Origin of the sequence: Paraburkholderia graminis (assembly GCF_003330785.1) — a bacterium.
Taxonomy (GTDB): Bacteria; Pseudomonadota; Gammaproteobacteria; order Burkholderiales; family Burkholderiaceae; genus Paraburkholderia; species Paraburkholderia graminis.
In genome coordinates this window covers 1,990,391-2,016,763 of record NZ_CP024934.1, presented here as the reverse complement: position 1 = coordinate 2,016,763, position 26,373 = coordinate 1,990,391, and the positions used below count along the sequence as shown (strand labels likewise).

General features: G+C 63.6%; 22 protein-coding genes. 9 read left to right on the top strand and 13 right to left on the bottom strand.

All coding sequences use genetic code 11. The features are described from left to right. Positions 1-21 precede the first annotated feature (21 nt). Both CUJ91_RS08975 and CUJ91_RS08970 read left to right on the top strand, forming a co-directional pair. Positions 22-726 (top strand): FMN-dependent NADH-azoreductase, encoded by a 705-nt coding sequence (locus CUJ91_RS08975; protein WP_114156140.1) that lies wholly within the window; start codon positions 22-24, stop codon positions 724-726. After that, entirely contained in the window at positions 723-1,175 is a 453-nt protein-coding gene (locus CUJ91_RS08970) for a cupin domain-containing protein (RefSeq protein WP_114156139.1), read from the top strand. Before CUJ91_RS08975 ends, CUJ91_RS08970 begins: the two co-directional genes overlap by 4 nt. 74 nt (positions 1,176-1,249) lie before the next feature. Here CUJ91_RS08970 and CUJ91_RS08965 read toward each other — a convergent pair whose 3' ends face one another. Next, positions 1,250-1,561, bottom strand: a complete 312-nt coding sequence (locus CUJ91_RS08965) for a hypothetical protein (protein ID WP_029968463.1) — start codon at positions 1,559-1,561, stop codon at positions 1,250-1,252. A 289-nt stretch (positions 1,562-1,850) separates the two neighbouring features. Between CUJ91_RS08965 and CUJ91_RS08960 the strand changes: the two genes are divergently transcribed. Further along, the gene (locus CUJ91_RS08960) at positions 1,851-3,203 is read left to right on the top strand and encodes an MFS transporter (protein ID WP_029968461.1); all 1,353 of its coding nucleotides are present in this window, start codon (positions 1,851-1,853) and stop codon (positions 3,201-3,203) included. A gap of 52 nt (positions 3,204-3,255) precedes the next feature. Here the strand turns inward: CUJ91_RS08960 and CUJ91_RS08955 are convergent, their stop codons facing one another. Beyond that, positions 3,256-5,772, bottom strand: a complete 2,517-nt coding sequence (locus tag CUJ91_RS08955) for a penicillin-binding protein 1A (RefSeq protein WP_114156138.1) — start codon at positions 5,770-5,772, stop codon at positions 3,256-3,258. A gap of 309 nt (positions 5,773-6,081) precedes the next feature. Here CUJ91_RS08955 and fabV point away from each other — a divergent pair, with 309 nt between their 5' ends. After that, positions 6,082-7,278 carry an enoyl-ACP reductase FabV gene (gene fabV, locus CUJ91_RS08950; RefSeq protein WP_006049027.1) on the top strand — a complete coding sequence of 399 codons (1,197 nt, stop codon included), beginning with the start codon at positions 6,082-6,084 and terminating at the stop codon, positions 7,276-7,278. Positions 7,279-7,394: 116 nt separating this feature from the next. Here the strand turns inward: fabV and CUJ91_RS08945 are convergent, their stop codons facing one another. Continuing rightward, positions 7,395-8,018, bottom strand: coding sequence for a glutathione S-transferase family protein (locus CUJ91_RS08945; protein ID WP_029968457.1), 624 nt, complete (start codon positions 8,016-8,018; stop codon positions 7,395-7,397). 344 nt (positions 8,019-8,362) lie between these two features. Here CUJ91_RS08945 and CUJ91_RS08940 point away from each other — a divergent pair, with 344 nt between their 5' ends. Next, the gene (locus CUJ91_RS08940; RefSeq protein ID WP_006049025.1) at positions 8,363-8,728 is read left to right on the top strand and encodes a hypothetical protein; all 366 of its coding nucleotides are present in this window, start codon (positions 8,363-8,365) and stop codon (positions 8,726-8,728) included. Positions 8,729-9,039: 311 nt separating this feature from the next. Next, positions 9,040-9,972, top strand: a complete 933-nt coding sequence (locus CUJ91_RS08935) for a LysR substrate-binding domain-containing protein (RefSeq protein WP_114156137.1) — start codon at positions 9,040-9,042, stop codon at positions 9,970-9,972. A 121-nt stretch (positions 9,973-10,093) separates the two neighbouring features. On the opposite strand, the gene CUJ91_RS08930 is transcribed toward CUJ91_RS08935, so the two are convergent. The 4 genes from CUJ91_RS08930 to aldA all read right to left on the bottom strand — a co-directional run bounded on the left by CUJ91_RS08930 (position 10,094) and on the right by aldA (position 15,895). Further along, positions 10,094-11,770, bottom strand: coding sequence for a GMC family oxidoreductase (locus CUJ91_RS08930; RefSeq protein ID WP_114156136.1), 1,677 nt, complete (start codon positions 11,768-11,770; stop codon positions 10,094-10,096). A gap of 3 nt (positions 11,771-11,773) precedes the next feature. Continuing rightward, the gene (locus tag CUJ91_RS08925) at positions 11,774-12,991 is read right to left on the bottom strand and encodes a mandelate racemase/muconate lactonizing enzyme family protein (protein ID WP_114156135.1); all 1,218 of its coding nucleotides are present in this window, start codon (positions 12,989-12,991) and stop codon (positions 11,774-11,776) included. After that, a complete protein-coding gene (locus CUJ91_RS08920) occupies positions 12,992-14,338 on the bottom strand; it encodes an MFS transporter (protein ID WP_114156134.1) in 1,347 nt (448 codons plus the stop codon). 102 nt (positions 14,339-14,440) lie between these two features. Next, positions 14,441-15,895, bottom strand: coding sequence for an aldehyde dehydrogenase (aldA, locus tag CUJ91_RS08915; protein ID WP_114156704.1), 1,455 nt, complete (start codon positions 15,893-15,895; stop codon positions 14,441-14,443). A gap of 274 nt (positions 15,896-16,169) precedes the next feature. Between aldA and CUJ91_RS08910 the strand changes: the two genes are divergently transcribed. Further along, positions 16,170-17,348, top strand: coding sequence for a porin (locus tag CUJ91_RS08910; protein WP_029968447.1), 1,179 nt, complete (start codon positions 16,170-16,172; stop codon positions 17,346-17,348). Between the two features lie 13 nt (positions 17,349-17,361). Here CUJ91_RS08910 and CUJ91_RS08905 read toward each other — a convergent pair whose 3' ends face one another. From CUJ91_RS08905 to nirB, 5 genes are all read right to left on the bottom strand, one after another. Beyond that, positions 17,362-17,862 carry an MgtC/SapB family protein gene (locus CUJ91_RS08905; RefSeq protein WP_114156133.1) on the bottom strand — a complete coding sequence of 167 codons (501 nt, stop codon included), beginning with the start codon at positions 17,860-17,862 and terminating at the stop codon, positions 17,362-17,364. A 75-nt stretch (positions 17,863-17,937) separates the two neighbouring features. Beyond that, positions 17,938-18,660, bottom strand: coding sequence for a type IV pili methyl-accepting chemotaxis transducer N-terminal domain-containing protein (locus CUJ91_RS08900; protein ID WP_114156132.1), 723 nt, complete (start codon positions 18,658-18,660; stop codon positions 17,938-17,940). 37 nt (positions 18,661-18,697) lie between these two features. Further along, positions 18,698-20,065, bottom strand: coding sequence for an MFS transporter (locus CUJ91_RS08895; RefSeq protein ID WP_006049016.1), 1,368 nt, complete (start codon positions 20,063-20,065; stop codon positions 18,698-18,700). 149 nt (positions 20,066-20,214) lie between these two features. Then, positions 20,215-20,568 (bottom strand): nitrite reductase small subunit NirD, encoded by a 354-nt coding sequence (gene nirD / locus CUJ91_RS08890; protein ID WP_114156131.1) that lies wholly within the window; start codon positions 20,566-20,568, stop codon positions 20,215-20,217. Between the two features lie 33 nt (positions 20,569-20,601). Further along, the gene (gene nirB, locus CUJ91_RS08885) at positions 20,602-23,142 is read right to left on the bottom strand and encodes a nitrite reductase large subunit NirB (protein WP_114156130.1); all 2,541 of its coding nucleotides are present in this window, start codon (positions 23,140-23,142) and stop codon (positions 20,602-20,604) included. 784 nt (positions 23,143-23,926) lie between these two features. On the opposite strand from nirB, the gene cobA reads away from it, so the two are divergent. Then, complete coding sequence (gene cobA / locus CUJ91_RS08875; protein ID WP_114156128.1) at positions 23,927-24,706, top strand: uroporphyrinogen-III C-methyltransferase; 780 nt, start codon at positions 23,927-23,929, stop codon at positions 24,704-24,706. Between the two features lie 36 nt (positions 24,707-24,742). Here the strand turns inward: cobA and CUJ91_RS08870 are convergent, their stop codons facing one another. Continuing rightward, entirely contained in the window at positions 24,743-25,624 is an 882-nt protein-coding gene (locus CUJ91_RS08870) for an MOSC domain-containing protein (RefSeq protein WP_114156127.1), read from the bottom strand. Positions 25,625-25,912: 288 nt separating this feature from the next. Between CUJ91_RS08870 and CUJ91_RS08865 the strand changes: the two genes are divergently transcribed. Continuing rightward, positions 25,913-26,317: a GlcG/HbpS family heme-binding protein gene (locus tag CUJ91_RS08865; protein ID WP_006049011.1), complete on the top strand. Its 405-nt coding sequence runs from the start codon at positions 25,913-25,915 to the stop codon at positions 26,315-26,317. The last annotated feature ends 56 nt before the right edge of the window (positions 26,318-26,373 follow it).

Here is a 26,373-nt window from a genome sequence, read left to right as displayed (position 1 = left end):
TCAACCCTGAAGGAACCGACGATGAAGCTCATGCATGTCGATGCCAGCGCGAAACGCGAGCGTTCGAACTCGCGGGCGTTGAGCCGTTTTTTTGTTGAACGTCTGCGCGCCGGGCACCCGGACCTGGAAGTCGATTATCTAGATGTCTCCGTCGATACGCCGCAGCACGTCGACGAAGCGTTCGCGATCGCAATCTACGCGGCGCCGCACGAGCGCACGCCGGCCATGAAGGCGCGGCTCGCGGCGTCGGATGCGCTCTGCCAGCGCGTGCTCGCCGCCGATGCGCTCGTGTTCGCGATGCCCATGTACAACTGGTCGATGCCGTCCGCATTCAAGACGTTCGTCGACGCGATTTCGCGCGCCGGCGTTACCTATAAGCATGGCGACGACGGCCGCATCGTCGGCCAGCTTGCGGGCAAGAAAGTGCTGTTCATCACGAGCCGCGGCGCGGACTTGCGGCCGGGCTCGCCGTACGCGTCGATGGACGCGCTCACGCCCGCGCTCAAAGCCGCGTTCGGATTTCTCGGCGTCGCGGCGCCGACGTTCGTCGATGCCCAGCCGTTGCAGTTCGCGAATCAGGAAGCACGAGCCGAAGCGCTCGAACGCGCACGCGGCGAGTTATCCGCAGTGGCGGCTAGCTGGGCCAATTCGGCAAACGCGGCTTCGCATGCGAATAACGCAGACGCCGCACAACATGAAGACGCAGACTCGGAGATGACGCAATGAAACTACACACCCTGATTGCCGCGGCAACGCTCGCCGGTTTCGGCATGCTCGCCACTTCACAACCCGCGCTTGCCGCCGACTCAACCGGCCAAGCCGCCGCCGCTGCCGCTGCCGAGACTATCACGCCTGCCTTCGCCGAAGCGATCGCCAACGTGCCCGGCAAGAAAATGACGGCGCTGGTGGTCGATTACGCGCCGGGCGGCAAGTCGTCGCCGCATCGGCACGGAAAGGCTTTCGTGGTCGCGTATGTGTTGTCGGGCGCGATTCGCAGCGGCGTCGACGGCAAGGAAGCGCAGGTGTTCCATGCGGGCGAGCACTGGATCGAGAAGCCGGGCGCGCATCACACCGTCAGCGAAAATGCGAGCGATACCGAGCCGGCCCGCCTCCTCGCCATTTTCGTGGCGGACACAAACGACAACAAGCTCGTCACGTTCGACCACAAGAAATAAGCTACCAATAAGCCGCAAAATAAGCGGCAACCGCAGCGCCAACCGCGCAACACCCCTGCCGCACGCGCTTCGTTCTAGAACTTCGGATGACATTCGAAGTTCAGCGAAGACGCGTGCGTCGTCAGCATCGCCACCCCGCTCACCGATTCTTCCTTGACACTGCTTTGCATGCCGAGGCGCTCGCAATAATCGCGCGCTTCGTTCAGCGCCTCGCCGTGTGCGCGGGCCCATGCCATGCGCCCGCCCGTCGCGCTCGCCGCGACCGTGTACGTGCCGGGTTTATCGGTTGCGACGACATGCGTCGACGATGCGCAGCCGGCAAGCGCGCCGCCTATCGCGAGCGCTGCGAGAGCGACGCGCGCCCAATCGCGTAGCTTATTCAACATGATGTACCTGAGTTTGCTGATCGTTGCGTGATCCGCCGACGGAGTCGTCGCGGATCGGTTAGATGGTTTTTCCGCGAATCGAATTATCCGGAATCTGCCGCTGGAGATCAGCCTCATGGGTCGAAAACACTGTTGCCTTCGCCCGAACAATCCGCGTGCGCTTACTGACCGCGGCCTCGACGCATTGCCGCGCGCGGACTGTTTAAAGCACTTCCCGAAACGTGGCCGAGCGACTAGTCTGTAACGGCATCTTCTGAACCATCCGGACAATGAACTGGAGGAGACATCGATGGAACTCGAAGCACGTACCATGAAACGTGTGACGGTTCGGCTCGTGCCGTTCCTGATCGTCTGCTATTTCATCGCCTATCTGGACCGCGTGAACGTCGGCTTCGCCGCGCTGCAGATGAACAAGGCGCTCGGCCTTTCCGCGAGTGCATTCGGCTTTGGCGCGGGGATTTTCTTTATCGCGTACTTCTTTTTCGAAGTGCCGTCCAACCTGCTGCTCGAGAAGTTCGGCGCGCGTCGCTGGATCGCGAGAATCATGTTCACGTGGGGCCTGCTCGCCGGCGCGATGGCGTATATCCCACATATCGCGCAATACACGGGGTTTTCGGCGGCGCATGTTTTTTACGGCTTGCGCGTTCTGCTCGGCGTGGCCGAAGCGGGCTTCTTTCCCGGCGTCATTTTCCTGCTCACATTGTGGTTTCCGGCGGCCTATCGCGGCCGCGTGGTCGGCTATTTCATGGCGGCGATTCCGTTATCCACGGTGATAGGCGGTCCCATTTCAGGCGCCCTGCTTTCCATGGATGGCTTCGGCGGGCTCGCCGGCTGGCAATGGGTTTATCTGATCGAAGCGGCGCCCGCGCTGCTGCTCGCGTTCGCGGTCTGGTTCTACCTGACCGACAAGCCGGCCGACGCAACCTGGCTTGCCGACGACGAACGCGAATGGCTCGTCGCGCGTCAGAAGCAGGAGCGCGAACATCGCGAGGCCGCGCATGCATTCAGCGTGAAGGAAGCGCTTTTCAATCGGCGGGTGCTTGCCATCGCGCTCATCTACTTCGGTGCAAACGCAACGAATTATGGTTTGAGCTTTTTCCTGCCGCAGATCGTGAAGTCGTTCGGCTTGACCAACTTGCAGACGGGCTTCGTGACGTCGTTGCCGTATATCGTCGGCGTGATCAGCATGGTCTATTGGGGACGTCATTCGGACCGCAAGCTCGAACGCAAACGCCATGTCGCTTTCGCGCTGACGGTGGCCGCGGTTGGCATCGCGGCGTCGGCGGGGCTCGATAATCCGGTGCAGAAAATGATCGCGCTGTCGATCGCCGGCTTCGGCATTTTCGGCTGCCTGCCCGTTATCTGGACGCTGCCGGCCGCGTTCCTCTCGGGCGCGGCAGCGGCGGGCGGCATCGCCGCGATCAATTCGCTCGGCAACCTCGCGGGCTTCTTCGGACCTTACGCGATGGGCTGGATCAAGGACAGCACCGGCGGCTTCGGCGCGGGCCTCCTGTGCCTCGGAGGCGCGGGACTCGTCGGCGCGGCCGCCGCGCTGCTGCTGCATCACGATACGGCGCTGGAGACGTCGGCGGGCGCGGCGCAGCGGGAAGCGCCGGGGCGGCCAGGCGTGGCGGAGTATTAGGCGAGGCTCACGTGACTTGCGCCGACAGTCACGTCGACATTCGCGTCGAGATTCACTCCGACGCACCCGCTCCGCTCGGCTGACCTTCGACGCTCACCGCGTCCGGCGGCATCACGTCGTCGGGCGTGGGCGTCGGTGCCGACGCCGCTGTGCCGGCGCCGCGCGCTTCGCCGTGGACCGGCTCATTCAGAACCGCCGCACCTGAAGCCGCGCCAGGCGCCGTCAGCAACGGCGGCAGCGCCCGCGTGTCTTCGCTCGCCGCCGCGGCTGCCGAAGCAGCAGCCGACGCAGCCGCCCCCGCCTCCGACGAAACAACCTCAACCGGCGCGCGCCGCGTCGTATTCCGCGCAGTCACCGCCGCATCCGGCTTGACCGTCGGCGCCGTCGACGGAAACAGTAGCTGGAACCACGCCCGCAACCGCTCCGAACGCTCGGCGAACCAGCCAGGCTGGTGCTCGGTGTCGAATTTGACGCGCGTGTCGACGAGCTTCGAGCGCTGCGCGCGCTGGAAAAAATCGCCGACGATCGGCAGCGCGCTATGCGCCCCCTGCCCCCAGTAATCGCTGCGCAAGGTCACGCGGCTGTCGTTGAAACCGACCCACGCGCCGGCCACGAGTTGCGGATGGATCAGGATGAACCAGCCGTCCGCGTTGCCCTGCGTCGTGCCGGTCTTGCCGGCGACGTCGCCGCGCACGCCGAAGCGTCCGCGTATCGCCGATCCGGTGCCGCGATTGACGACGTCGCGCATCACGTCGACGAGCGTGCGCGCCGCATCGGCGGACAGTTCCTGCTGCGGCGGCGTCGGCGCGAAGTCGGCCAGCACCTCGCCGTTGCGGTCCTCGATGCGCGTGACCATCACCGGCTCGACGTATCCGCCGAGGTTGGCGATCGTGCCGTATGCCGAGACCATTTCCTTCAGCGTGACCGGGCTCGTGCCCAATGCCAGCGACGGCACCGCCTCGAGCGGACTGTCGCGCACGCCCATCGCGCGGGCGAGCCGCGCGACCTTGTTCGGACCGACTGTCTGCATCAGTTGCGCGGTGATGCGGTTGCGCGAATACGCGAGGCCGTCGCGCAGCGTGATGGGCCGCTCGCTCGGTTCGTCCTCGTCGCCCGGACGCCAGACTTCGCCGCCCGCGAGTTGAATTTCGACGGGCTGATCGAGCAAGGTATCAGACGGTTTCGCGCCCGCCTCGAAGGCCGCCGCGTAGACGAACGGCTTGAAGGTCGAGCCCGGCTGACGCCGCGCCTGCTGCACATGATCGAACGGGTCCTGGCTGAAATCGCGGCTGCCGACCCACGCGCGGATCTGGCCGTTGCGCGGGTCCATCGCGAGAAAATCGGCCTGCACGCGCGTTTTCGATTCGCATACCGACTGCACGAGGCCGCGGTTCGCCGACACGCGCTTGAGCGCGTCGTCGTCGGAGAGGCCCGTATCTTTCGCGGCGCGGTAGTCGGGCGTTTCGCGCAGGAACGTCGCGAGCAGGTCCTTGCCGTTCGAACAACCGGCACGGCTGCCCCACGCCGCATTCGCGATGCCTTGCAACTGGTTGCCCTGCAAAATGACCGCCTGCGTGGCCATCGTCTGCAGACGCGAATCGATCGTGGTGCGCACCACGAGGCCGTCCGAATACAGGTTGTAGTCGTTGCGGTCGGCCCATGCCGCAAGCCATTTGCGCAGTTGCTGCGCGAAGTGCGGCGCGGGTCCGGGCGGCTCGGTCTGCCGCTCGAAGTCGATGCGCAACGGCTTTTTACTGAGCGTCTGATACGCGGCGGGCGTGAGCTTGCCGAACTTCACCATCTGCGCGAGCACGGTATTGCGCCGCTGCAATGCGCGCTCCGGATTGAGCACCGGGTTGTAATAGCTGTTGCCCTTCAGCATGCCCGCGAGCGTCGCGCTTTCGAGCACGTTCAGCTCCGACGCCGACTTGTCGAAGTACGTGCGCGCGGCCATCTCGATGCCGTACGCGTTGTACAGAAACGGCACGGTGTTCAGGTAGGTTTCGAGGATCTCGTCCTTCGTATAGAGCGCTTCGATCTTGAAGGCCGTGATCGCTTCCTTGAGCTTGCGCGTGAGCGTCGGCGCGCGGCCGATTTCGTCGGGATAAAGATTGCGCGCGAGTTGCTGCGTGATGGTCGAGCCGCCCTGCCGGTCGCCAGAAAACGTATGCAGCGCGGCCGATGCCGTGCGCCGCCAGTCGAGCCCGAAATGCTGATAGAAGCGATGGTCTTCGGTAGCGATCAGCGCATTGACCACGTTCGGCGAGATGTCCTTCAGCTTGACCCACTCGCGGTTGGACGGCTTGAACTCGGCGAGCAGTTTGCCGTCTGCCGAGAGAATGCGCGCCGGCTGCTCGATCTTCGCCTTGCGAATATCGCCGATGCCCGGTGTGAACGGAATCAGGACCAGCACATACAGCACGAACAGCAGCGGAAGCGCCGCGCACGCCTTGAGTACGCCGCGGCGGGTCGGATGGCGCAGATGCCACAGCGCCGCGGCCACGAGCGGGTTCACGCGGGTTAGACCTCGGTCGAGTGTCTCCAGAATCAGGGGAATAAGGCGCTTCACGCTGGCTACCGTCTGCGGGAAAAGGCTGAATCCTACCAAGATGTGCGGGTTGGGCTGATTTTTGCCCGTGCAGCCGTGGGACGGCGGTGGCTTTATTGCAGCTTTGTTGTGCGTTTGTTGCTGCTTTGCCGATGCTTTTCGGCGGCTTTGCCGGTTCTTGCCGCGGCTCGCCGCTCGTTTGTTGCTCGCTCGCCGCTCGTGTGCCGCTCGTCTGCTGCCTGTTTGCCGCTCCCCGCAGCCGATCCCGCGCGCCGCGCCAGCAGCCGCGCGGGCCACTATAATGTCGCCAATTCCGACAAGAGGTGCTTCATGATCATCAAACCGCGCGTGCGTGGCTTCATCTGCGTAACCACCCATCCGACGGGCTGCGAGGCCAACGTCAAGGAACAGATCGACTACGTCAAGGCACGCGGTCCCATTGCGAACGGCCCGAAGAAGGTGCTCGTGATCGGCGCATCCACGGGCTACGGACTGGCCGCTCGCATCAGCGCAGCGTTCGGCTGCGGCGCGGACACGCTCGGCGTGTTTTTCGAGCGCGGCGGCAGCGAATCGAAGGCCGGCACGGCAGGCTGGTACAACAGCGCGGCGTTCGAGAAGTTCGCCGCCGCCGAGGGCCTCTACGCGACGAGCATCAACGGCGACGCGTTTTCCGACGAAGTGAAGGCGCGCACCATCGAAGTCATCAAGCGCGATCTCGGCCAGGTCGACCTCGTGGTCTACAGCCTCGCCGCACCGAAGCGCACGCATCCGAAAACCGGCGAGGTGTTCACGTCCACGCTCAAGCCGGTCGGCAAGGCAGTCACGCTGCGCGGCATCGATACCGACAAGGAAGTGATCAAGGAAACCGTGCTCGAACCGGCCACGCAAACCGAAATCGACCACACGGTCGCGGTGATGGGCGGCGAAGACTGGCAAATGTGGATCGACGCGCTGCTCGAAGCGGGCGTGCTCGCGGACGGCGCGAAGACCACCGCGTTCACCTACCTCGGCGAGAAGATCACGCACGACATCTACTGGAACGGCTCGATCGGCGCGGCCAAGAAGGACCTCGACCAGAAGGTGCTCGATATCCGCGCGAAGCTCGCGGCCAAAGGCGGCGACGCGCGCGTGTCGGTGCTGAAGGCGGTCGTCACGCAGGCGAGTTCCGCGATTCCGATGATGCCGCTCTATCTGTCGCTGCTCTTCAAGGTGATGAAGGAGAAAGGCACGCACGAAGGCTGTATCGAGCAGGTTTATGGCCTATACAAGGACAGCTTGTACGGCGCGGCGCCGCATATCGACGAAGAAGGCCGTTTGCGCGCGGACTACAAGGAGCTGGACCCGGAAGTGCAGCAACGCGTGGAAGCGCTGTGGGGCCAGGTGACGAACGACACGATCTACGAACTCACGGATTTCGCCGGCTATAAGACCGACTTTCTGCGGTTGTTCGGCTTCGAGATCGCGGGCGTCGACTATGAGGCCGACGTGAATCCCGACGTGCAGATTCCGCGGCTTGTTCAGGTCTGAGTTTTTGCGGGTTTTAGCCGCGTTTTGAGAATGCGGGGCCGCTGCGCCCCGCATTGTTTGTCTCGTTTGCTTCCTCCTCTGCTTTTTCTCCCCCTCGCTCGCTGATGCTGTCGCGCTTACGGCGTGCCGTTGCGGCAGTACTCGCGATACGCATCGCGCGACGCAAGGCGCGTCATATAAGTGTCGACCGCGGGCAGATCGTCGCGTGCAATTGGGGTTTCGAGCCAACGGTTGATCGATAGCGCGATCGGAATGTCCGCGAGCGAGAAGGCGTCGCCCGCGATGAACGCGCCGGTGCGCTGCAATTGTCCTTCGACGATTGCCATGTGCTTCGCCCAGTTCGCGCGCGACGCCTCGATCTGCTGCGCATCGCGATGAGCCGGCGATTGCCGCACGAGCGCGAGAAACGCGTAGCTCCACGAGCGGTTCAATTCGCTTGCCTGCCAGTCGATCCACTGGTCGCAGCGCGCGCGTTCGCGCGGGTCGGCCGGATAAAGCCACTCGCCGCCATAGCGCCCCGCGAGATAGCGGATGATCGAGTTCGACTCCCATAGAACGAAGTCGCCGTCCCTGATGACGGGAACCATCGCGTTCGGATTCAGCGCGAGAAATTCGGGGACGTTGGTTGGACGGAACCCCGCGCCCCAATCTTCCCGTTCGAACGCGAGGCCGAGTTCCGCGCAGGTCCACAGCACCTTGCGCACGTTGATGGAGGTAGGTTTGCCGAGAATCTGCAGCATGGGGCGTGGATGCGGTGGTGGAAGGAACCGTTACGTTAGCGCGTTGGCGGATTTTCCGCTGGGGCGCGGCGGGTGCCTGCGCGGTTGGGCGCGTTGCTTGCCGGGCGCCTCGTTACCGGCTCTTGCTGCTTGCTTGCCGCGCGCCTCGCGCTCGTGTCCGGTTTTGTGCCAACGGGGCGAGTGGGCCGCCGTTAAACCAGCGCCCGAACAAAGCGCCGCCCCGCGTGCGCCAGGGTACGCCCGGGAATTGCCGCTGATGAATTCTGCGTGATATTGTTAATCCATGCGGAGGACGGCCGCACGCCGCCTCCCCCGGAAAGCAATTTACCGCAGCGAGCGTCGCCATGAGTGATGTACGCCACCATCTGAGTCCGCGGGACCGTCTGGAGCTGTTGTGCTGGCTCACATGCGGCAGCCTCGGCGCTTACTACCTCAACGAGGACTGGCCCGACGCGGCGTTCCACGTGCAGGCCGCCCACAAATGGCTCGACCGGCGCGCGCGCGAGGCCGACTGGCTCGCCATCGCCAAGCTGTCGGCCACCGCGCTGGAAATCGCCCGCCGGCACGCGCGCTTCGTCGACACTGACTGGGCCCGCGACGCCGTCGAGGAAATTCTCGACACCGACGAACTCGATCCGCAAGCGCGGCTCGTCCGGCAGGTTCTCGCGGACTGCGAGAAGGCGCTGGCGGACCGGCGGACGGCGGACTGATTGCTGTAGGAGGGCAAAGGCCGCGCGGTTTCTGCCCGCAAGCTCAAAGACGAACGTTCCCCGGAAATGCTGGCGCCGAACCCCGGCGGTGCGGGAAGCCGTTTCAGCAGCAAGTCCGCATCTCGCGCTTCGCCGTGCTCGCCATCTCTTCAAACCCGCGAAAACACCTGCGCGACACGCCTTCCCTCCCCCGTCCCCTCCGCAAAAAACACCCGCCCAAACCACCTCGCCTCCCTCTCCCCAGCCGCTAAAATACCGGGCACATCGCGCGTCGCGCTTCCCTCTCCCGGTCGAACATCTTGAAACGCAAAATGCCGGCGCTGAACGCGCTCAAAGCCTTCGAAGTGGCTGGCCGCACCGGCAGCTTCACGCGCGCCGCGGAATTGCTGAACGTCACGCAAAGCGCCGTGAGCCGGCAAGTGCGTCAACTCGAGGCGCAAATCGGCGAGACGCTGCTGCAACGCCATCATCACCATCTCGAACTGTCGGCGGCCGGGCGCGTGCTGTTGCAGGCGCTGCAGCAATCGTTCGACCGTATCGAACTGACGGTGCGCAGCCTGCAGGAGAAAACGCATCGCAACCGGCTGCGTATCAACGCACCGCCCACCTTCACGAGCCGCTGGCTGATGCCGCGTCTCGGCCGGCTGCGCGACGCGCACCCGCATCTCGAACTGAGCCTGTCGACGCGCATCGACGACAAGCTCGCGGAATCCGGCGTGCTGGATTGCGCGATCCGCTTCGGCAACGGCGAGTGGGAAGGTTTCGACAATCGTCTGTTGATGAACGAACGGCACGTCGCCGTTTGCGCGCCCGCGCTGCTCGCGCGCCAGGCGGGGCGCGCGTCGATCGATCTGAACGAATTCACGCTGCTGCACGTATTGGCGAGCGCGGATCAGCGCTACCTCACGTGGCAACACTGGCTCAAGGCGGCCGGAATCGACAATGTGGATACGCGCGGCGGCTATGAATTCGATCTGCTCGACCACGCGATTCGTGCGGCCATCGACGGCCTCGGTGTGACGATCGCCGACCGTCACATGGTCGCGCGTGAACTCGCCGACGGGCAACTGGTGCAGGTGCTGAACGTGCACGTCGACGGCCATCAGTCGTACTGGCTTGTGACGCGCGCCGGGCAGGAGGAATTGCCGCACGTCGCGCTGTTTCGCGACTGGCTGCAACAGGAAATGTGGCTGGGCGAACGGTCTTTCGAGGGCTCGGAGGCGATGCCGCTCGGCGACGTCTAACGTGTAGTGAAACGCGCGGCGTCAACCGCGTTTGTTTTTCACAGAGTGCCGATAAAAAACGCGCCGATCGCATTGCCTCGGCGCGCTGTCCTCGTCAGCTTGAACACAACGCCGACATCCCTCAAGCGGCGCTAGCCCACTCCGCCACCTCAGGCTCGCGCGCACCCTGCGCGGCGGCGTCTTGGAGAATCATGTCGGCGCCCTTCTCCGCGACCATCATCGTCGGCGCATTGATGTTGCCGGATGTGATGTTCGGGAAGATCGACGCATCGACGACGCGCAAGCCCGCCATGCCGTGCACGCGCAAACGCGCATCCACCACCGACGTCCGCGGATCGTCGCCCATCGCGCACGAGCCGCACAGGTGATAGATCGAGCCGGACTGCTCGCGGAAATATTGCAGGAAGTCCTCGCGCGACGCGACCTGCGGCCCCGGCGAGATTTCCTCGACTGTGATCTCCTTCAGTGCCGGCGAGCCCATGATCTTGCGCACGAGTTCGCAACCCTGAATCACTTCGTCGATGTCCTTCTGCGTGCTGAGCGCGTTCAGCCGAATCTTCGCGGCGTCGGCCGCGCGATTCGACGCGATTTCGATCGAGCCGCGGCTCGTCGGCCGGCAAGGGTTGAATGCGAGCAGGAAGCCCGAGTACGGCTCCGGTTCGAGATTCGCCTTGCTGCTCTTCGGAATCCGGTACGACAGCGGATTGAAGTAAAGCTGCAGGTTCGGCTGCGCCTCGCGTTCGCTGCCTTTGAAAAAACCGCCCGACTGATTCACGCTCATTGCAAGCGGCCCCTTGCGCGTGAGCAGATATTGCAGCCCGAGCTTGAGCTTGCCGAGAAGCGGCCGCATTTCGTCGTTGAGCGTTTTGACGTTCGCGCGGTAGTAGAAGCTCACGCACAAATGGTCCTGCAAATTGCGGCCGACGGCGGGCAACTCATTGACGGTGGCGATGCCGTGTTTCGTGAGCAGCGCACTGTCGCCGACGCCGGATAATTGCAAGAGCTTCGGCGAATCGACCGCGCCCGCGCACAAGATCACCTCGCGATTCGCCATGAAACGCCGCACGGCGCTTTTCTGCGCGACGCCGTTCTGCGTGACGCTCACGCCAATCGCGCGCCGCTCGCCGTCGAACAGCACACGATCGACCAGCACGTTATGCTCGATCGTGAGATTCTTCCGCGCGAGCGCCGGATGCAGATACTCGAAGCTGCTCGACGAGCGCTGACCATTGCGCGTGTTGACATCGTAAATACCGGCGCCTTCGAATTGCGCGCCGTTGAAGTCGTCGCTGCGCTGATAGCCGGCCTGATCGCAGCCCTTCAGAAAGACGTGGCAAATCGGATGCACGGCGTCTTTCATCGGCGAGATGCGGATCGGCCCATCGGCGCCGTGATATTTCGTATTGCCAAGCGGATGCGATTCGAGCTTGCGGAAATACGGTAGCACGTCGCGAAACGCCCAGCCGGAGTTGCCCGCTGCCGCCCAATCGTCGAAATCGCCCGCTTGCCCGCGCACGTAAATCATCGCGTTGATGGAGCCCGAGCCGCCCTGCACCTTGCCGCGCGGACAGTAAATAGGCCGGTTATCCAGCGCTTTTTCCGGCTCGCTGTAATACATCCAGTTATAGGTTTCGTTGTAGTAGGTCTTTGTAAAACCCACTGGAATCCTGAACCAGAACGAACTGTCCTTGCCGCCCGCCTCGAGCAGCAGCACCGAATATTGGCCCGACGCCGACAGGCGATTGGCGAGAATGCAGCCCGCCGAACCCGCGCCGACGATGATGTAATCGTAGTTCATGCTCTAACCCTTGGCCGGCGCCAGATCTTTCACGTCGGCAGGTTGTGCGGCCATTTGCAGATGCAGACGCTCGCCTGTGTACGGCGTGTGCTGTGCGACGACTTCCATGTTCAGCTCGACGCCAAGGCCAGGTTCGCGCGACGGAATGATGTAGCCGTCTTCCCATTGAATCGGCTTCTTCAAAACCGCCGCATGAAAACCGTCCCACGTGCCGATGCTTTCCTGAATCAGGAAGTTCGGCGTGCATGTCGCCAGTTGAATGCTTGCGGCCGCACCAATCGGACCGTTGTACAGATGCGGCGCGATCTGCGCGTAATACACCTCGGCGAGCGCGGCCACTTTCTTCGCTTCGAGCAGACCGCCCACGCGCGCCACGTTCAATTGCAGAATCGATGCGGCGCCCGCTTGCAGCAGCCTGAAAAATTCGTACTTCGTAGTCAGCCGCTCGCCGGCTGCAATCGGAATGCTCGTGTGCCGCGAGACTTGCGCCATCGCGTCTTCCTGGCCGGGCGGCACGGGTTCCTCGAACCATAGCGGATCGTATTTTTCGAGGCGCTTCGCAAGCCGGATTGCCGATGAAGGCACCATCTGTCCATGCGTGCCGAACAGCAGATCGGCCTTGCTGCCCACCGCGTCACGCACGCGGCGGCAGAATGTCTCGCAGCGGTCGAGTACTTCCATCGACAGTTGATGCCCCGAGTACGCTGTGTACGGCCCGGCCGGATCGAACTTCACCGCGGTAAAGCCGCGCTTCACATTCCCGGCGGCGCATTCGGCGGCAAGGTCGGGATCGTCGTAGTCGTATTCGCCGCGGCTGTTCTTCGGGTACAGGTACGTGTATGAGCGCAGACGCTGATTCACCATGCCGCCGAGCAATTCGTAAACCGGCTTGCCTGCCGCCTTGCCGATGATGTCCCAGCACGCCATTTCGAGGCCGCTCACCACGCCCATCATCGTCAGATCGGGACGTTGCGTGAAGCCGCTCGAATAGGCTTCGCGCCACAAGCGCTCAATATGATGCGGGTCCTTGTCGAGCAGATAGCGCGCAAACACATCGTCGACGATATGCGTCATTGCTTTCGGATGAAACGTCGCCGAATAGATTTCGCCGACGCCTTCAATACCGCAGTCGGTTTTCAGCTTGACGAAGATCCAGTACATGCCGCCCACGTGCGGCGGCGGTACGGCAACGATATGCGTTTCGAGCGAGACAACTTTCATTTACGCAACCTCTTTCCTGTTAAGCATGTTTCTCAACGCGAGCCCCGCAAAACCGCCGAGCGCAGCCATCGCCGCCACATAGCCGAAATACAGCTGATAGCCGAATACGCCGGGGAACGTCTGCGTCAGATAACCGTTGATGAGCGGCAAAAATACATCGGGCGAATAACCGAGTACGGAGATGAGGCCGATGGCGAGGCCCATCGTCGAAACGGGAATGTTGCAGCGGTCCAGCAGCGACCAGTAAAGCCCGCGAATCGCGTAGGTCAGAATGCCGATGAACAGCACGAGGAACACCAGCAATACGTGGCTCGCAATGCGTGGTGCGGCCATCAGTCCGAGCAGGGACAGCGCGGCGAGGAACAGCGCGATGACCAGCACCGATACCTTCGAGTAACGGTCGCCGAGAAAGCCGCCGCCGATGCCGCCAATCGGCCGCATCCACAGTTTGAGCGTGGTGATCGTACCGGCCATGACGACGGTCAGGCCGATTTCGCCTTCGTGCAGATAAGCGGAAAAGCTATACGTCGCCCAGAACACCTGATAGCCGCAGAACACGATCGCCGCGACGAGCCACAACTCCGGAATCTTTGCGAGCGTGGCGAGATCGGCGAGCACGTTGTTGCGCCGGCGCGCAGCGCGATTGGCCGCGTCGTCACGCGCGCCCTGCTCGCCTTGCGGGTCTTTCACGAGAACCAGCACCACACCGAGCGCAATGCACAAGAACGCGTACATGTAGACGACCATTCTGAAACCCGCGGCGACGGACTCGCCCTTCGTCTGCGTCGCCCATGCGAACAGCGTGATCGCGACGGTCGCGAGCATCGCCTCGATGAGCCCGCGCCCGCCGTCGAGCAGACCGAAGAAGCGGCCTTGCTCGTCGGCGCCGGCGATCATCGTCACGCGTTTGATCACAGCGGCCCAGAACGTCAGGCCGGTCGACAAGCCCCAGCCGCCGAAGATCAGCATCAGCATCTGAAACGAAGGCGCGGTCGAATACCAGAGCCCCAGTGCGCCGGTCGCGATCAGCGAAAAACAGATCAACAGGCGTGGCGCGATGCGATCCGCGAGCCAGCCGCTCGGCAGATAGCTGAGCAGAAAAATCGTGCCGAGCGACGAATACAGATAGCCGAGTTGGCTATCGGTGATATGAAACACTTCGAGCATCGTCGGCTGATAAACCTGCCGCAGATACAGGATCGGATAGATCGCGCCGGCTGCGAGAACCAGCAACATCAGTTGCGTATAACGGCGCGCTTTGGTGTTTTGCAGCGCGGCTTGCAGGTCGTTTTCGTTTAACGCGAGTGCAGCGGCGTTCGAAGCGGATCGGACGGGTTGAGATGACACGTGAGCCTCCTGAGAGACACCGCGCCGCATGAGCGGCCCGTGAGTCTCCAATATGTTTTGATGTTTTGTAATGAATGAGCAGCGTTTTGCTGCGTGTTTGCATCAGTACTTCATGACGACAAGACGCGTCTGCGTGAATTCGAGCATGCCGTGCTTGCCGTCGTCGCCGCCGAGGCCCGAGCGTTTCCAGCCCGCATGAAAGCCCTGATACGGATCGGCCGGCGTGCGGTTCACATACAACTCGCCCGCTTCGATGCCGTTGGCGATCTTCATCGCGCTGCGATAGTTCTCGGTGTAAAGCACCGACGACAAACCGAACTGGTGATCGTTGGCCATCTCGAGTGCTTCGTCGAGCGTGCGGTATTTGACGACCGGCATCACGGGGCCGAAGGTCTCTTCCTGCACGATCTCCATGTCCTGCCGGCAGTTCGACAACAACGTGGCCGGATAGAAGAACCCTTTGCGTTCCGTCGATGCCGGCAGCTTGCCGCCTGTTTCCAGCGTCGCGCCTGCTGCAACCGCGCGCTCGACCATCGCGTGAATCGACTGACGCGATGCTTCATTGACGAGCGGACCCATCAGCGACGGCTGTTCGCCGCGGTCGCCGAACTCGACTGCGCTCATGTGGCGCTTGAGCAGCGCGACGAAGCGGTCATGCACGCTTTCCTGCACATAGACGCGTTCGATCGCCGTGCAAAGCTGGCCGCAGTGCGTGGTTTTCGACGCGACCAGTTCACGCGCGGCTTTTTCCAGATCGGCGTCGGCTTCGATAATGGCCGGCGTCTTGCCGCCCAGTTCGAGCGACGGCTTCGCGATATTCGCCTTGCAGTAATCGAGCACCTTGCGGCCCGCGCCGACGCTGCCCGTCAACGTGATCATGCCGACCTTGGGATGCGTGCAGAGCGCCTCGGCAGTCGCATGATCCATCGCGAGAATGTTGACGACGCCTGCGGGCAAACCGGCCTTCTCGACGGCCTTGGCGATTTCGAACGCCGAGGTCGGCGTGTTGTTGCTTGGCCGCACGACGACCGTGTTGCCCGCGATCAGCGCGGGCGCCACCTTGCGCATGAACGTGTAGACCGGGTAGTTGAACGGAATCAGGCACGCGACCACGCCGATCGGCTCGCGATGCAGCACGAGGTTTTCGTCGGGCGTATCGCTTGGAATCACTTCGCCTTCGATGCGCCGCGCCCACTCTGCGTGGTAACGCGTGATCTGCGCGGCGTAGATCGCTTCGTTCGTGGCATCGGCGAGACTCTTGCCCGATTCGAGCGCGAGCGCCGCGCCGATGGCCGGCGCGCATTCGGTGAGCGCGTCGGCGAGCTTGTGCAGCCACGCGCCGCGTTCCACCGACGGCAGTTTGCGCCAGGCCTTTTGCGCGAGCGCGGCGGCATCGACGGCGGCCACGGCTTCCGCACGAGTCGCGGCGGTGACGTGCGCAATGAGCGCTTCGGTCGCTGGGTTGTGGACGGCGATCAACGCCTGATGCGTGGGTGAACCGGCATCGGCGGCCGGTTCGAGAAAGCGGCCGTTCACGTAGTTCCGGTCGAGTCGCATGTTCGTCTCCTTCGTTTTCTTGCCTGCGGAAAACGCATGCCTTGCGTTTCCGGCTTCATGCAAAAGTGCATGAACGGAATTTTTGTCGGCCTGATTACCGGCCACAAGCGAATAATTCGCGGGACAAACATTCGAAAAAATCACGTTTATCCAGGGATGTGCCTCATACGCGAGCCGCATCTCGAATAGCAGAATCCGGGCTTCGCCAAAAAGCAGCGGCCGCGCCGAGTCCTGGCATCGGGCCGCTCATTACCAACGTCTGGAGTTCACGATGATGAGAAAGAACCTGTTCGCCACGGCTAGTGCCAAGGCCATTGCGGGCGCTATCGCCGCCCTCGCCTCGCTGGCCAGTCCCTGCGCGTTCGCGCAAAGCAGCGTGACGCTGTACGGCGTGCTCGACGAAGGCCTCGACTACACCAACAACGCCGGACGCGGCGCGGTATGGGAAATGGCGAGCGGCTACGCACAAGGCAGTCGCTGGGGCCTGAAGGGCTCGGAAGATCTGGGCGGCGGCATGCAGGCCGTGTTCCAGTTGGAAAACGGCTTCGACATCAATTCGGGGCGGCTCGGCCAGGGCGGCCGCATGTTCGGCCGCCAGGCGTACGTGGGTTTGAGCGACAACCGGTTCGGCACACTCACGTTCGGACGACAGTACGACTCGGTTGTCGATTACCTCGCGCAGACCACGGCGAACGGCAACTGGGCCGGCTATCTGTTCGCGCATCCGTACGACAACGACAACACCGACAACTCGTTTCGCCTCGGCAACAGCGTGAAATACGCGAGCCCGAACTTCGCGGGCCTGCAGATCGGCGGCGTCTACAGCTTCAGCAACGACACGAACTTCGCGAACAATCGCGCGTACAGCTTCGGCGCGCAGTACGCGACCGGCGGGCTTCTGATTGCGGCTGCTTATCTGCAGGCGAACAACCCCGGCGTGGGCGCGACCGGCGCAATCACGGCGAACGACGCGAGCTTCATCGCCGGACGCATGCGGGTTTTCGGCGGCGGCATCAACTACACGTTCGGCTCGGCCACCGCCGGTTTCGCCTACACGAACTCCAGCTACAGGAGCCCAACGGGCAACGGCTATATCGGCGTGCCGCTCGCGGCGGCGGGCGTGACGTTGAACACGCTGAAGTACCAGAATTTCGAAGTGAACGGCAAATACCAGTTCACGCCCGCGTTTTTCGTCGGTGCGCAGTACGTGTACACGATGGAGAATTACGACGCGTCGTCAGGCGGCGTGAAGCCGAAGATTCATTCGGCCGGTCTGATGGCGGACTACAACCTGTCCAAACGCACGGACGTCTACGTGCAGGGCGTGTACCAGAAGGTCACGGGAGACTCGACGCATTCGATCCTCGATAACGCGTTTATTCCGGGCGTGCAGGCGCCGTCGTCGACGGGTACGCAGGTCGCCGCGCGAGTCGCGCTGCGTCATAAGTTCTAACGTCGACGCACGCTTATTTTCGTGGATGCGAGCGGCCTTTCACGAGTCGCGCGCTCGAGAGAATCAGCAGCGCAATGACCACGCTCAGAATCGCGGTGGCTTCGCGCCCAAGGCCCGCCGCCATGCCCACACCCGCGCTCAGCCACAGGCTTGCGGCCGTCGTCAGGCCGCGCACCTCGCGCTGCGCACTGAGCTTGATGACGGCGCCCGCGCCGAGAAAGCCGATGCCCGACACGAGCCCTTGCAGCACGCGGCTCATATTGTCTTGCGAAAAGCCGGCTTGCAGCGGCACCACGACGAATAGCGCCGCGCCCACGGCGACCATCATATGCGTGCGCATGCCGGCATCGCGCCGCGAGATCTCGCGCTCGAAACCGATCACGCCGCCGAGCACGAGCGCGATGCCGAGACGCATCAGCACCTGAGTCAGATCGGCCGCGCTGCCGAGGTCCGAGAACTCACCCTTGGCCGTCTGCCACACCGTTTCCCACACCGTTTGCGATCCGCTGTTCATATGGCTGACCCGACGTTGGCGAAAACGTCAAGCATAGCCGGGATAGCATCGGGTGGGCAGACCTCGGCGCGCGGATCAGGCGGACGCTGTCTTCTTCACGAAGGCGCTCACCACGGACTCGAGTTCCTTCGTGACCGAAGTCATCACGCCCGCAACGACCGCGAACTCGCGACCGGTCACATTGGTGCGGCTCGCCACGATCTGACCGTTGAAGGACACGATATGCGCTTCCTTCGCGATCGACTTGATTCGTTCGATCAATTGCTGCTGCTCTTTTTTCTGCAAGCGGGCAATGCGCCGGCTCTCCTGTTCGTAGACCGCCGTGATGCCATGCAGGTCGTTCAGCAACGGATCGGCGCACGCGATCAACGCCTGCACGGCGTCTTCGGCGCGTGCCGAGTCGCGTGCCGAGTCGCGTCCTATCGCGTCGAGCGCGGCCGACGCCACTGCGATGAAGTCGGCGATTTTCTTCGCGACGTGTCCGTTGCCGTTGCCCTTGTCTTTGTCATTGCCCATCCCGTGAAAGGCCTCGCGCAACGCCGGTGAAAAGAGCCCCGGCAGACCGTCGCGGCCTTGCACGAGCGCCGCGTGGCTGTCCGCGAAGGTGCGCAGCGTGTCTCGCGCGATCGCGAGCGCGCCGTCGCTTTGACGCAGCGCGAGCATCGCCTTGAAGACGATGCGCTGCGAGAGCATCCGTTGACGCCCAGCGATGTTGATCAACGAGCTCAACACTTCGCTGGACACGTCGGTTTGCGCTGCGTCGGCCCGCACTGTCTGAATCCGTTCTATCGTGCTCACGCTATTTGTTTGTGAAGGTTCAGATCAAAGCGCCGCATCACTCCGTAGCATGCGCGTGCATGCCGGCAGATTGCATCGACCACGCCATCCACGGACGGCGCAGCGCGACGATCGCGAGGAACGCGCAGGCGGCCAGCGCGCCGAAGGTCGCAAAGCCCATCTGATACGAACCGGTGCTTTCCTTAGCGATACCCATCACGACCGGCAGATAGAAGCCGCCAATCCCGCCCGCCGCGCCGACGATGCCCGACATCAAGCCCGTGCGGCCAGCCCAGCGATGCGGCACGAGCTGGAAAGTTGCACCATTGCCGAGTCCGAACGCCAGGTACAGGCACACCAGCAGCGCGATGCCGCCTGCGAGCGAAGGCATGACTGCCGCGAACACAAGGTCGCACAGCGAAATCGTCGCGAGCAGCACCGTCAGCGCGCGCACGCCGGACACCTTGTCGGCGATCAGGCCGCCGAGCGGACGCACCAGCGCGCCGGTTGCGGCGAGCAAGGCCATGAAGAGACCCGCGTCGATCTTCGAGAGCTGATAGAGGTTGGTGAGCAGCAGCGAAACATACGAGGACATGCCGACGAAACCGCCGAACGTGATGCTGTACACGAGCATGATGACCCACGTATCGCGCTCCGCGAGCACCGAGCGATAGCGCTTGGGCAGCACCGCAATCGCGAGCAGCGCGCCGATCACCGGCAACAGCAGCACGCCGGTCTTGCCCGAACCGAAGATGCCCGCTTCGACGAGCAGCACGAGCACGATCAGACCGACGAGCGTCACCGCGAAACCGCCGAAGGCACGCAGCACGCTGCCTGTCTTCACGCCGGAATCGTTGGCCCAGAAGTACAGCGTGATCGCGGCGATCGCGAGCAGCGGCAATGCGCCGCCGGTTGCGACCTGCCAGCCGTAGTGCGTGGCGAGCTGCGGAAACAGGAAGCCGTCGAGCACGGCGCCGATGTTGCCCGCAGCGGCAAGCCCCAGCACGAGGCCCTGCACTTTCGGCGGATAGTTGCTGCCGGCCATCGGCAACGCGACTGCGAAGCTCGCACCGCCCACGCCGAGAAACACGCCGAGCACGAGCAGCAGCGTGTACGACGGAACGAACGGCAGCACCGGCAACACGATGGTCGGCACCGCCGAGAGCAGCACGCCGAGCAGCGCAATGCGCTTGCCGTGCGCCGACTGATAGAGGTTGCCGAGCGTCACGCGCAGGATCGCCGCGGAGAGCACGGGCACCGCGACGAGCAGGCCCTGCTGCGCCGGCGTCATCGAAATGCTTTTGCTGATGAACGGCGCGAGCGGGCCATACAGCACCCACACGGTAAAGCCCGTGTCGAAATAAAGGAAACACGCCACCAGCGCGCGCCAATCGCCGCTCTTAAGCGAGCTCATCACGTTTTTCATCAGACATCCTCATTAAACTGATTTTCGATCACCCGGCTGGCCGTATGCTTCGCCGCGCACCGGAATGATCACTCTGTTTGGACCCCGCGCTGTCAATGCAACGTCTGTGCCATGCGGGCCGTTCTTATGCAGCGGTGAAACGTACCGGCTCAAACGGCGACCCACACCTGGCCGTTTTCGACGCGCGCGGGAAATGCGCTGACGGAATGCGCGGGCGTTTCGAGGCACTCGCCGGTGCGCAGATCGAAGTGATGCTTGTAGATCGGCGAAGCCACCACGACGCGCTCGCCGAGACTGCCGATCAGCCCGCGCGAAAGCACGGCCGCGCGCGAGCCCGGATCGAAGTTTTCGATCGCGTACACCGCGGCCTGATCTTGGTCCGTGTTCACGTGAAATACGGCGACCTGTTCGCCTTTGACGAGCGCGCAGACGCCCGTGTTCGGAACGATGTCGTCGAGCGTGCAAACAGGGGTCCAGGTTTGCGGCAAGCGGTCGTTACTCATGGCGGAGCTCCTCATTTTCGATGACGCTAAAAATCAAACGGTTTCGACTACGACAGGAATCGCAGCGAGCTTCGACTGACGTTCCTCCGGCGTGGCCGGGCGAATCTGTCCGCGCTCCTGAACGAACGTCACAGTGCTGTCGGCCTGATCGCTGTTGACAAAGTGACGGAAGCGCTTGCGCGTCTCCGGATCGGTGACCGCTTTCTTCCACTCGCATTCGTACGTGTCGACCACGCGCTGCATGTCCGCTTCGAGTTCCGTGGCGACGTCGAGCTTGTCGTGTACGACCACGTCGATCAGATACTGAAGCCCGCCTTCCAGGCTTTCGCGCCACACGCTGGTGCGTTGCAGACGGTCGGCGGTGCGTACATAGAACATCAGGAAACGGTCGATGTAGCGCACGAGCGTCTCGCGATCGAGGTCCGACGCGATCAGTTCCGCATGCCGCGGCTTCATCCCGCCGTTGCCGCACACATAGAGATTCCAGCCCTTCTCGGTCGCGATCACGCCGACGTCCTTGCCCTGCGCTTCCGCGCATTCGCGGGTGCAGCCCGACACGCCGAACTTGATCTTGTGCGGCGTGCGCAAGCCCTTGTAGCGGTTCTCGAGTTCGACCGCGAGCCCGACCGAATCGCCGACGCCATAACGGCACCACGTCGAGCCGACGCACGACTTCACCGTGCGCAGCGATTTGCCGTACGCATGCCCCGATTCGAAGCCGGCTGCGATCAGCTCTTCCCAGATCAGCGGCAACTGCTCGACGCGCGCGCCGAACAGGTCCACGCGCTGGCCGCCCGTGATCTTCGTGTAGAGGCCGTATTTCTTCGCGACCTGCGCGACGGCGATCAGCCCGTCCGGCGTCACTTCGCCGCCCGGCATGCGCGGCACCACCGAATAGGTGCCGTCGCGCTGAATGTTCGCGAGGTAGTAGTCGTTGGTGTCCTGCAACGACGCGTGCTCTTTCTTCAGCACGAATTCGTTCCAGCACGACGCGAGAATGCTCGCCACCACCGGCTTGCAGATGTCGCAGCCCAGACCGTGGCCGTGCCGTGACAGCAGTTCGCCGAAGCTGCGCACGCCTTCCACTCGCACGATGTGATAGAGCTCCTGGCGCGAATATGCAAAGTGCTCGCACACATGATTGTTCACGGCGAGGCCCTGCTTCTTCATCTCGGCCTTCATCACCTGCGTGACGAGCGGCACGCAACCGCCGCACGACGTGCCCGCGGTGGTCGCGCATTTCAATGCGCCGATGTCGGTCGCGCCCGCGCAAACGGCGGCGCACAGTTCGGCCTTCGACACGTTGTTGCACGAACAGATCTGCGCCGTGTCGGGCAACGCGTCGACGCCGAGGCCCGGTTTCGCGGCGCCGTCGCTTGGCGGCAGGATCAGGAATTCGGGCGACTCGGGCAGCTCGATACCGTTGAGCATCATCTGCAGCAGCGTGCCGTATTCGCTCGCGTCGCCGACCATGACCGCGCCCAGCAACTGCTTGCCGCATTCGGAGACGACCAGCTTCTTGTAGACCTGCTTGCGCTCGTCGCTGAACTGGTACGCGCGGCTGCCCGGCGTCGTGCCGTGCGCATCGCCGATGCTCGCGACGTCCACGCCCATCAGCTTCAGTTTCGTGCTCATGTCGGCGCCCGCGAAGGCCGCGTCGTCGCCGAGCAGATGTTTCGCGGCCACGCGCGCCATGTCGTAGCCCGGCGCGACGAGGCCGTACACCATGCCGTTCCATGCGGCACATTCGCCGATTGCGTAGATGTCGGGATCGCTCGTGCGGCACGCCGCGTCGATGGAAATGCCGCCACGCGCGCCGACTTCGAGGCCGCATGCGCGCGCCAGTTCGTCGCGCGGACGGATGCCCGCGGAGAACACGATCATGTCGGTGTCCAGATGCGAGCCGTCGGCGAACTGTATGCGGTGCGTGCCCGCTTCGCCGTCGACGATTGCCGTGGTGTTCTTCTGCGTGTGGACCGTCACGCCGAGTTCCTCGATCTTCGCGCGCAGCACGCGGCCGCCGCCTTCGTCGACCTGCACGGCCATCAGGCGCGGCGCGAACTCGACCACATGCGTTTGCAGGCCCATGTCGCGCAGCGCCTTCGCGCATTCGAGACCGAGCAGCCCGCCGCCGACGACGGTGCCCGTCTTCGAGCGCGCGCCGCATTCCTGCATCGCTTCGAGATCCTCGATAGTTCGGTAGACGAAGCAATCGCGGCGCTCGCGGCCTGCCACGGGCGGCACGAACGGCGACGAACCGGTGGCCATCACGAGCTTGTCGTAGGCAAGCGTCTCGCCACTGGAAAGCGCGACCGTGTGCGCGTCGCGATCGATCGACACGGCCTTCGCGTTGAGTTTGAGCAGCACGTTCTCGCGCTCGAAAAAGCCGGGCTCGACAAGCGAGAGGTCGTCTGCGGACTTGCCCGCGAAGAATTCGGACAGGTGCACGCGGTCGTACGCGGGACGCGGTTCTTCGCACAGCACGGTGATGTCGAGGCCGTGCGCGGCGTCTTGCGCCAGACACTCGACCAGTTTGTGACCGACCATCCCGTGACCGATAACGATGATTTTCATGACCGCGGTTTCCTCAATGTGCTGGGCATCGGCTGCCGCGCTGCCGTCATCGGCAAAGCGGCGCCGGAAATAAAAACGGCGTCCCGCGAACCCAGTCGATGACTGAATTCGGGGGACGCCGTTGTCCTGACCTGGGTGCTGCGGCGAGCGCTTTGTGTGCGCTCACGGCGGATCGTCGTTGATCCGATGGGACCGTTAAATGCAAGGGCTGTGCCAATGGGGTTTTATAGGCTCGTGAGCCTTGCAGCGCGTGGTTTTGCGAGGAATCGCGGCATCGTATGAAGGACTCGACGCGCGACGTATTTCGATGCACGTCAGCACAGCGATGGTGCGACGCAGCACTGTGTGCGTGCGAAACGTGCGTGGATCGGCGGCGCGGGAAGCGCGCTCCCTACCCGGCTTTTTCAAGCGTGCAACGGCGACTCGAATGCGGGAGCGCGAGCGTCGGCGCGCGAGTCATCGGCGCTTTGCGTCGAACGAATACGCATGCCGTTACCGCGCAAGCGCTCCGTTGGCCTGCTCCTTGCATAAACACGATGCGCGTCGCGTTCGACGTTCGACTCCGGCAACGCAGCCAGAGCGCAACACGCGACCATCGCGCGAGACACAACGCAGTGCCTCGCGACGCATCGAACAAGTCAGCAACACAGCAAGCAACGCAGCAGCATCGGACAACGGCGTCCCCTCGTGATCATCGCGAGAGGACGCCGTTTTTGTTTTTGCGCCGGCGGCACACGAGGCACACCAAAGCCGCCGGCCACCAGAGAATCAAAAGGACATCGCGATGAACACGAACTCCGGCAAGGTCACGTTATTGAGCGCCGGCCCAGGCGAACTCGATCTGCTCACGCTGCGGGCCGCGAAAGCGCTCGCCGCCGCCGACGTCGTGCTGCTCGACGACCTGGCGAATCCCGAGATCGTGTCGCTCGCGCCGCAAGCGCGCGTGATTCGCGTCGGCAAACGCGGCGGCTGCCGCTCGACGCCGCAGGCTTTTATCGAGCGCCTGATGCGGCGTTACGCGCAGAAGGGCTTGCATGTGGTGCGCGTGAAAGGCGGCGAAGCGCTGCTGTTCGGCCGCGCGGGAGAAGAACTCGCGAGCCTGCGCGAGGCCGGCATTCCGGTCGAGATCGTGAACGGCATTTCATCGGGCTTCGCTGCCGCGACGGGCCTCGGCATTTCGCTCACGCATCGCCGTCATTGTCATGGCGTGACCTTCGTCACCGCGCACAAAGAGGATCACGGCGAACCCGATTGGGCCGCGCTCGCCGCGACGCGCACCACGCTCGCGATCTATATGGGCATGCGGCGGATCGAGAGCCTCGCCGCCGCGTTGCTCGCGAGCCTGCCCGCCGAGACGCCCGCAGCGGTCGTGCAGTGGGCCGGCAGCGCGAATGAACGGCGCTTGATGACGCGCCTCGATCGTCTCGCCGCCGATGCTGCCGACGCGGGCTTCGGCAGTCCCGCCGTGATCCTGGTGGGCGATGCGATCGGCGAAAGTGTGGAAGCGATGTGGGTGCAAGACGCGGCATCGCACGATGAATCGGCGCGTGCTCGGGCTGCGTGACGCACGTCACGCGCGCGGCCGCGCTGCAAAACCCAGCTAATCGTCGAAGCCCAACTCCGCTTCGACCGTCTGCCCCACGCGCAGCCACGTGCCCGCCCCGCTCGCGACGACCGCGTTGTTGCCGAACGTGACCGCGCCGTTCCTCTGCGGATTCGCGCGATAGGCGCTCATCGTGTCGGTCGGTTCGTTCGGCCATTCGGGATCGCGCTCGCCCTTCGCCTGGTCGATGGTCGGCATCGGACAGCGCGAGCATGGCTTCACAAGGCGCAGCTCGACGCGCGGCCCCGAGGTTTGCGCGCCGTCGATGCCGAGCGTCTCCACATAATCTTCCTCATACGCATCGAGCCCGTTCAGCACGATGTTCGGACGAAACCGGTCGATCGGAATCGACGGCGCGCCTTTCGCGTTCAGACGCGTGTTCAGATCGTCGAGCGAAGCCTGGCCGATCACGAGCAACGGAAAGCCATCGGCGAAATAAGTCGTGGCGCCGCCCACGCTCTGCGTGTAGGTGGGATCGACAATGCGCTCGCGCTCGGGATCGAAGCGCAGCAGCCGCACCGGCATGCCGAGAAACGCGGTGAACCAGGCGGCGCATTCGTCGCCGGTGTCGAGTCCGTAAGCCGCGTCGCGCCATACCTTCGTAGTTAATTTGTTCGCAGCGCCGAGTTGCGCGGCGTCGAGCGGCGTGCGCAACTCGCTCATGCCGGGCGCGCGGATCACGAGTTCATGATCCGCAATCTCCACCTTGATGAGCGCCATGCGCGGATACGCGCGCTGCGTGAGCATCTCGCCGTTTGAATCGACGGCCATCCAGTAACGATCGTATTCGAGCCCCGTGGCCAGCAGACGCGCTTCATTCAGCGCAATGCCCGCGCAGGATTTGATCGGATAGACAAATAGCTCGCTGATGGTCGGCATGATGTGGGGTTCTCGCTGGTTTTTATGAGGCACTTGGGCGATTGTAAATCGGCAAATCGCGCCGCTTGTTCCTTTCGAGCCGCAAGCTTGGGACGGCGGCCGTTTCCTCCCGCCGCTCGTGGAAGTAAAATCCCAAAGCTTGGCACGCAGCATGGCTGTCGACGCGGCCCGCGCTTTATTGCCCCGTTTGATAGCCCCGTTTGATACCCGCGGCAAGCATGAACATGCGCACGAGCCGGAAGAAGTGGCACAAAGCCTCCCTACCATGAACGAGACAGGAACCTGATTATGCTGAGCAAACCCGTACTGACCATCGCCGAAACGACCCGCATCCTCGAAGCCGCGCGTGCCGAAGCCGAGAAGAACCGGTGGGCCGTCGCGATCGTCGTGTCCGACGACGGCGGCCATCCGCTCGGCATGCTGCGTCTGGACGGCAGCGCGCCCGCGAGCGCCTATATCGCGACCGAAAAGGCCCGCACCGCGGCCATCGGCCGTCGCGAAACCAAGGTTTACGAGGACATGATCAACAATGGCCGCACCGCGTTTCTCAGCGCGCCGCTCTCCGGTACGCTGGAAGGCGGCGTGCCGGTGATCGTCGAAGGCCAGGTGATCGGCGCGGTCGGCGTGTCGGGCGTAAAGTCCGACCAGGATGCGCAGATCGCGAAGGCCGGCATTCAGGCGCTCGGCGTCTGATGTCGGCAACGTTGTGAGCATGGCGCGTGCGTCACGAATGCCGTCGTGATTGCATG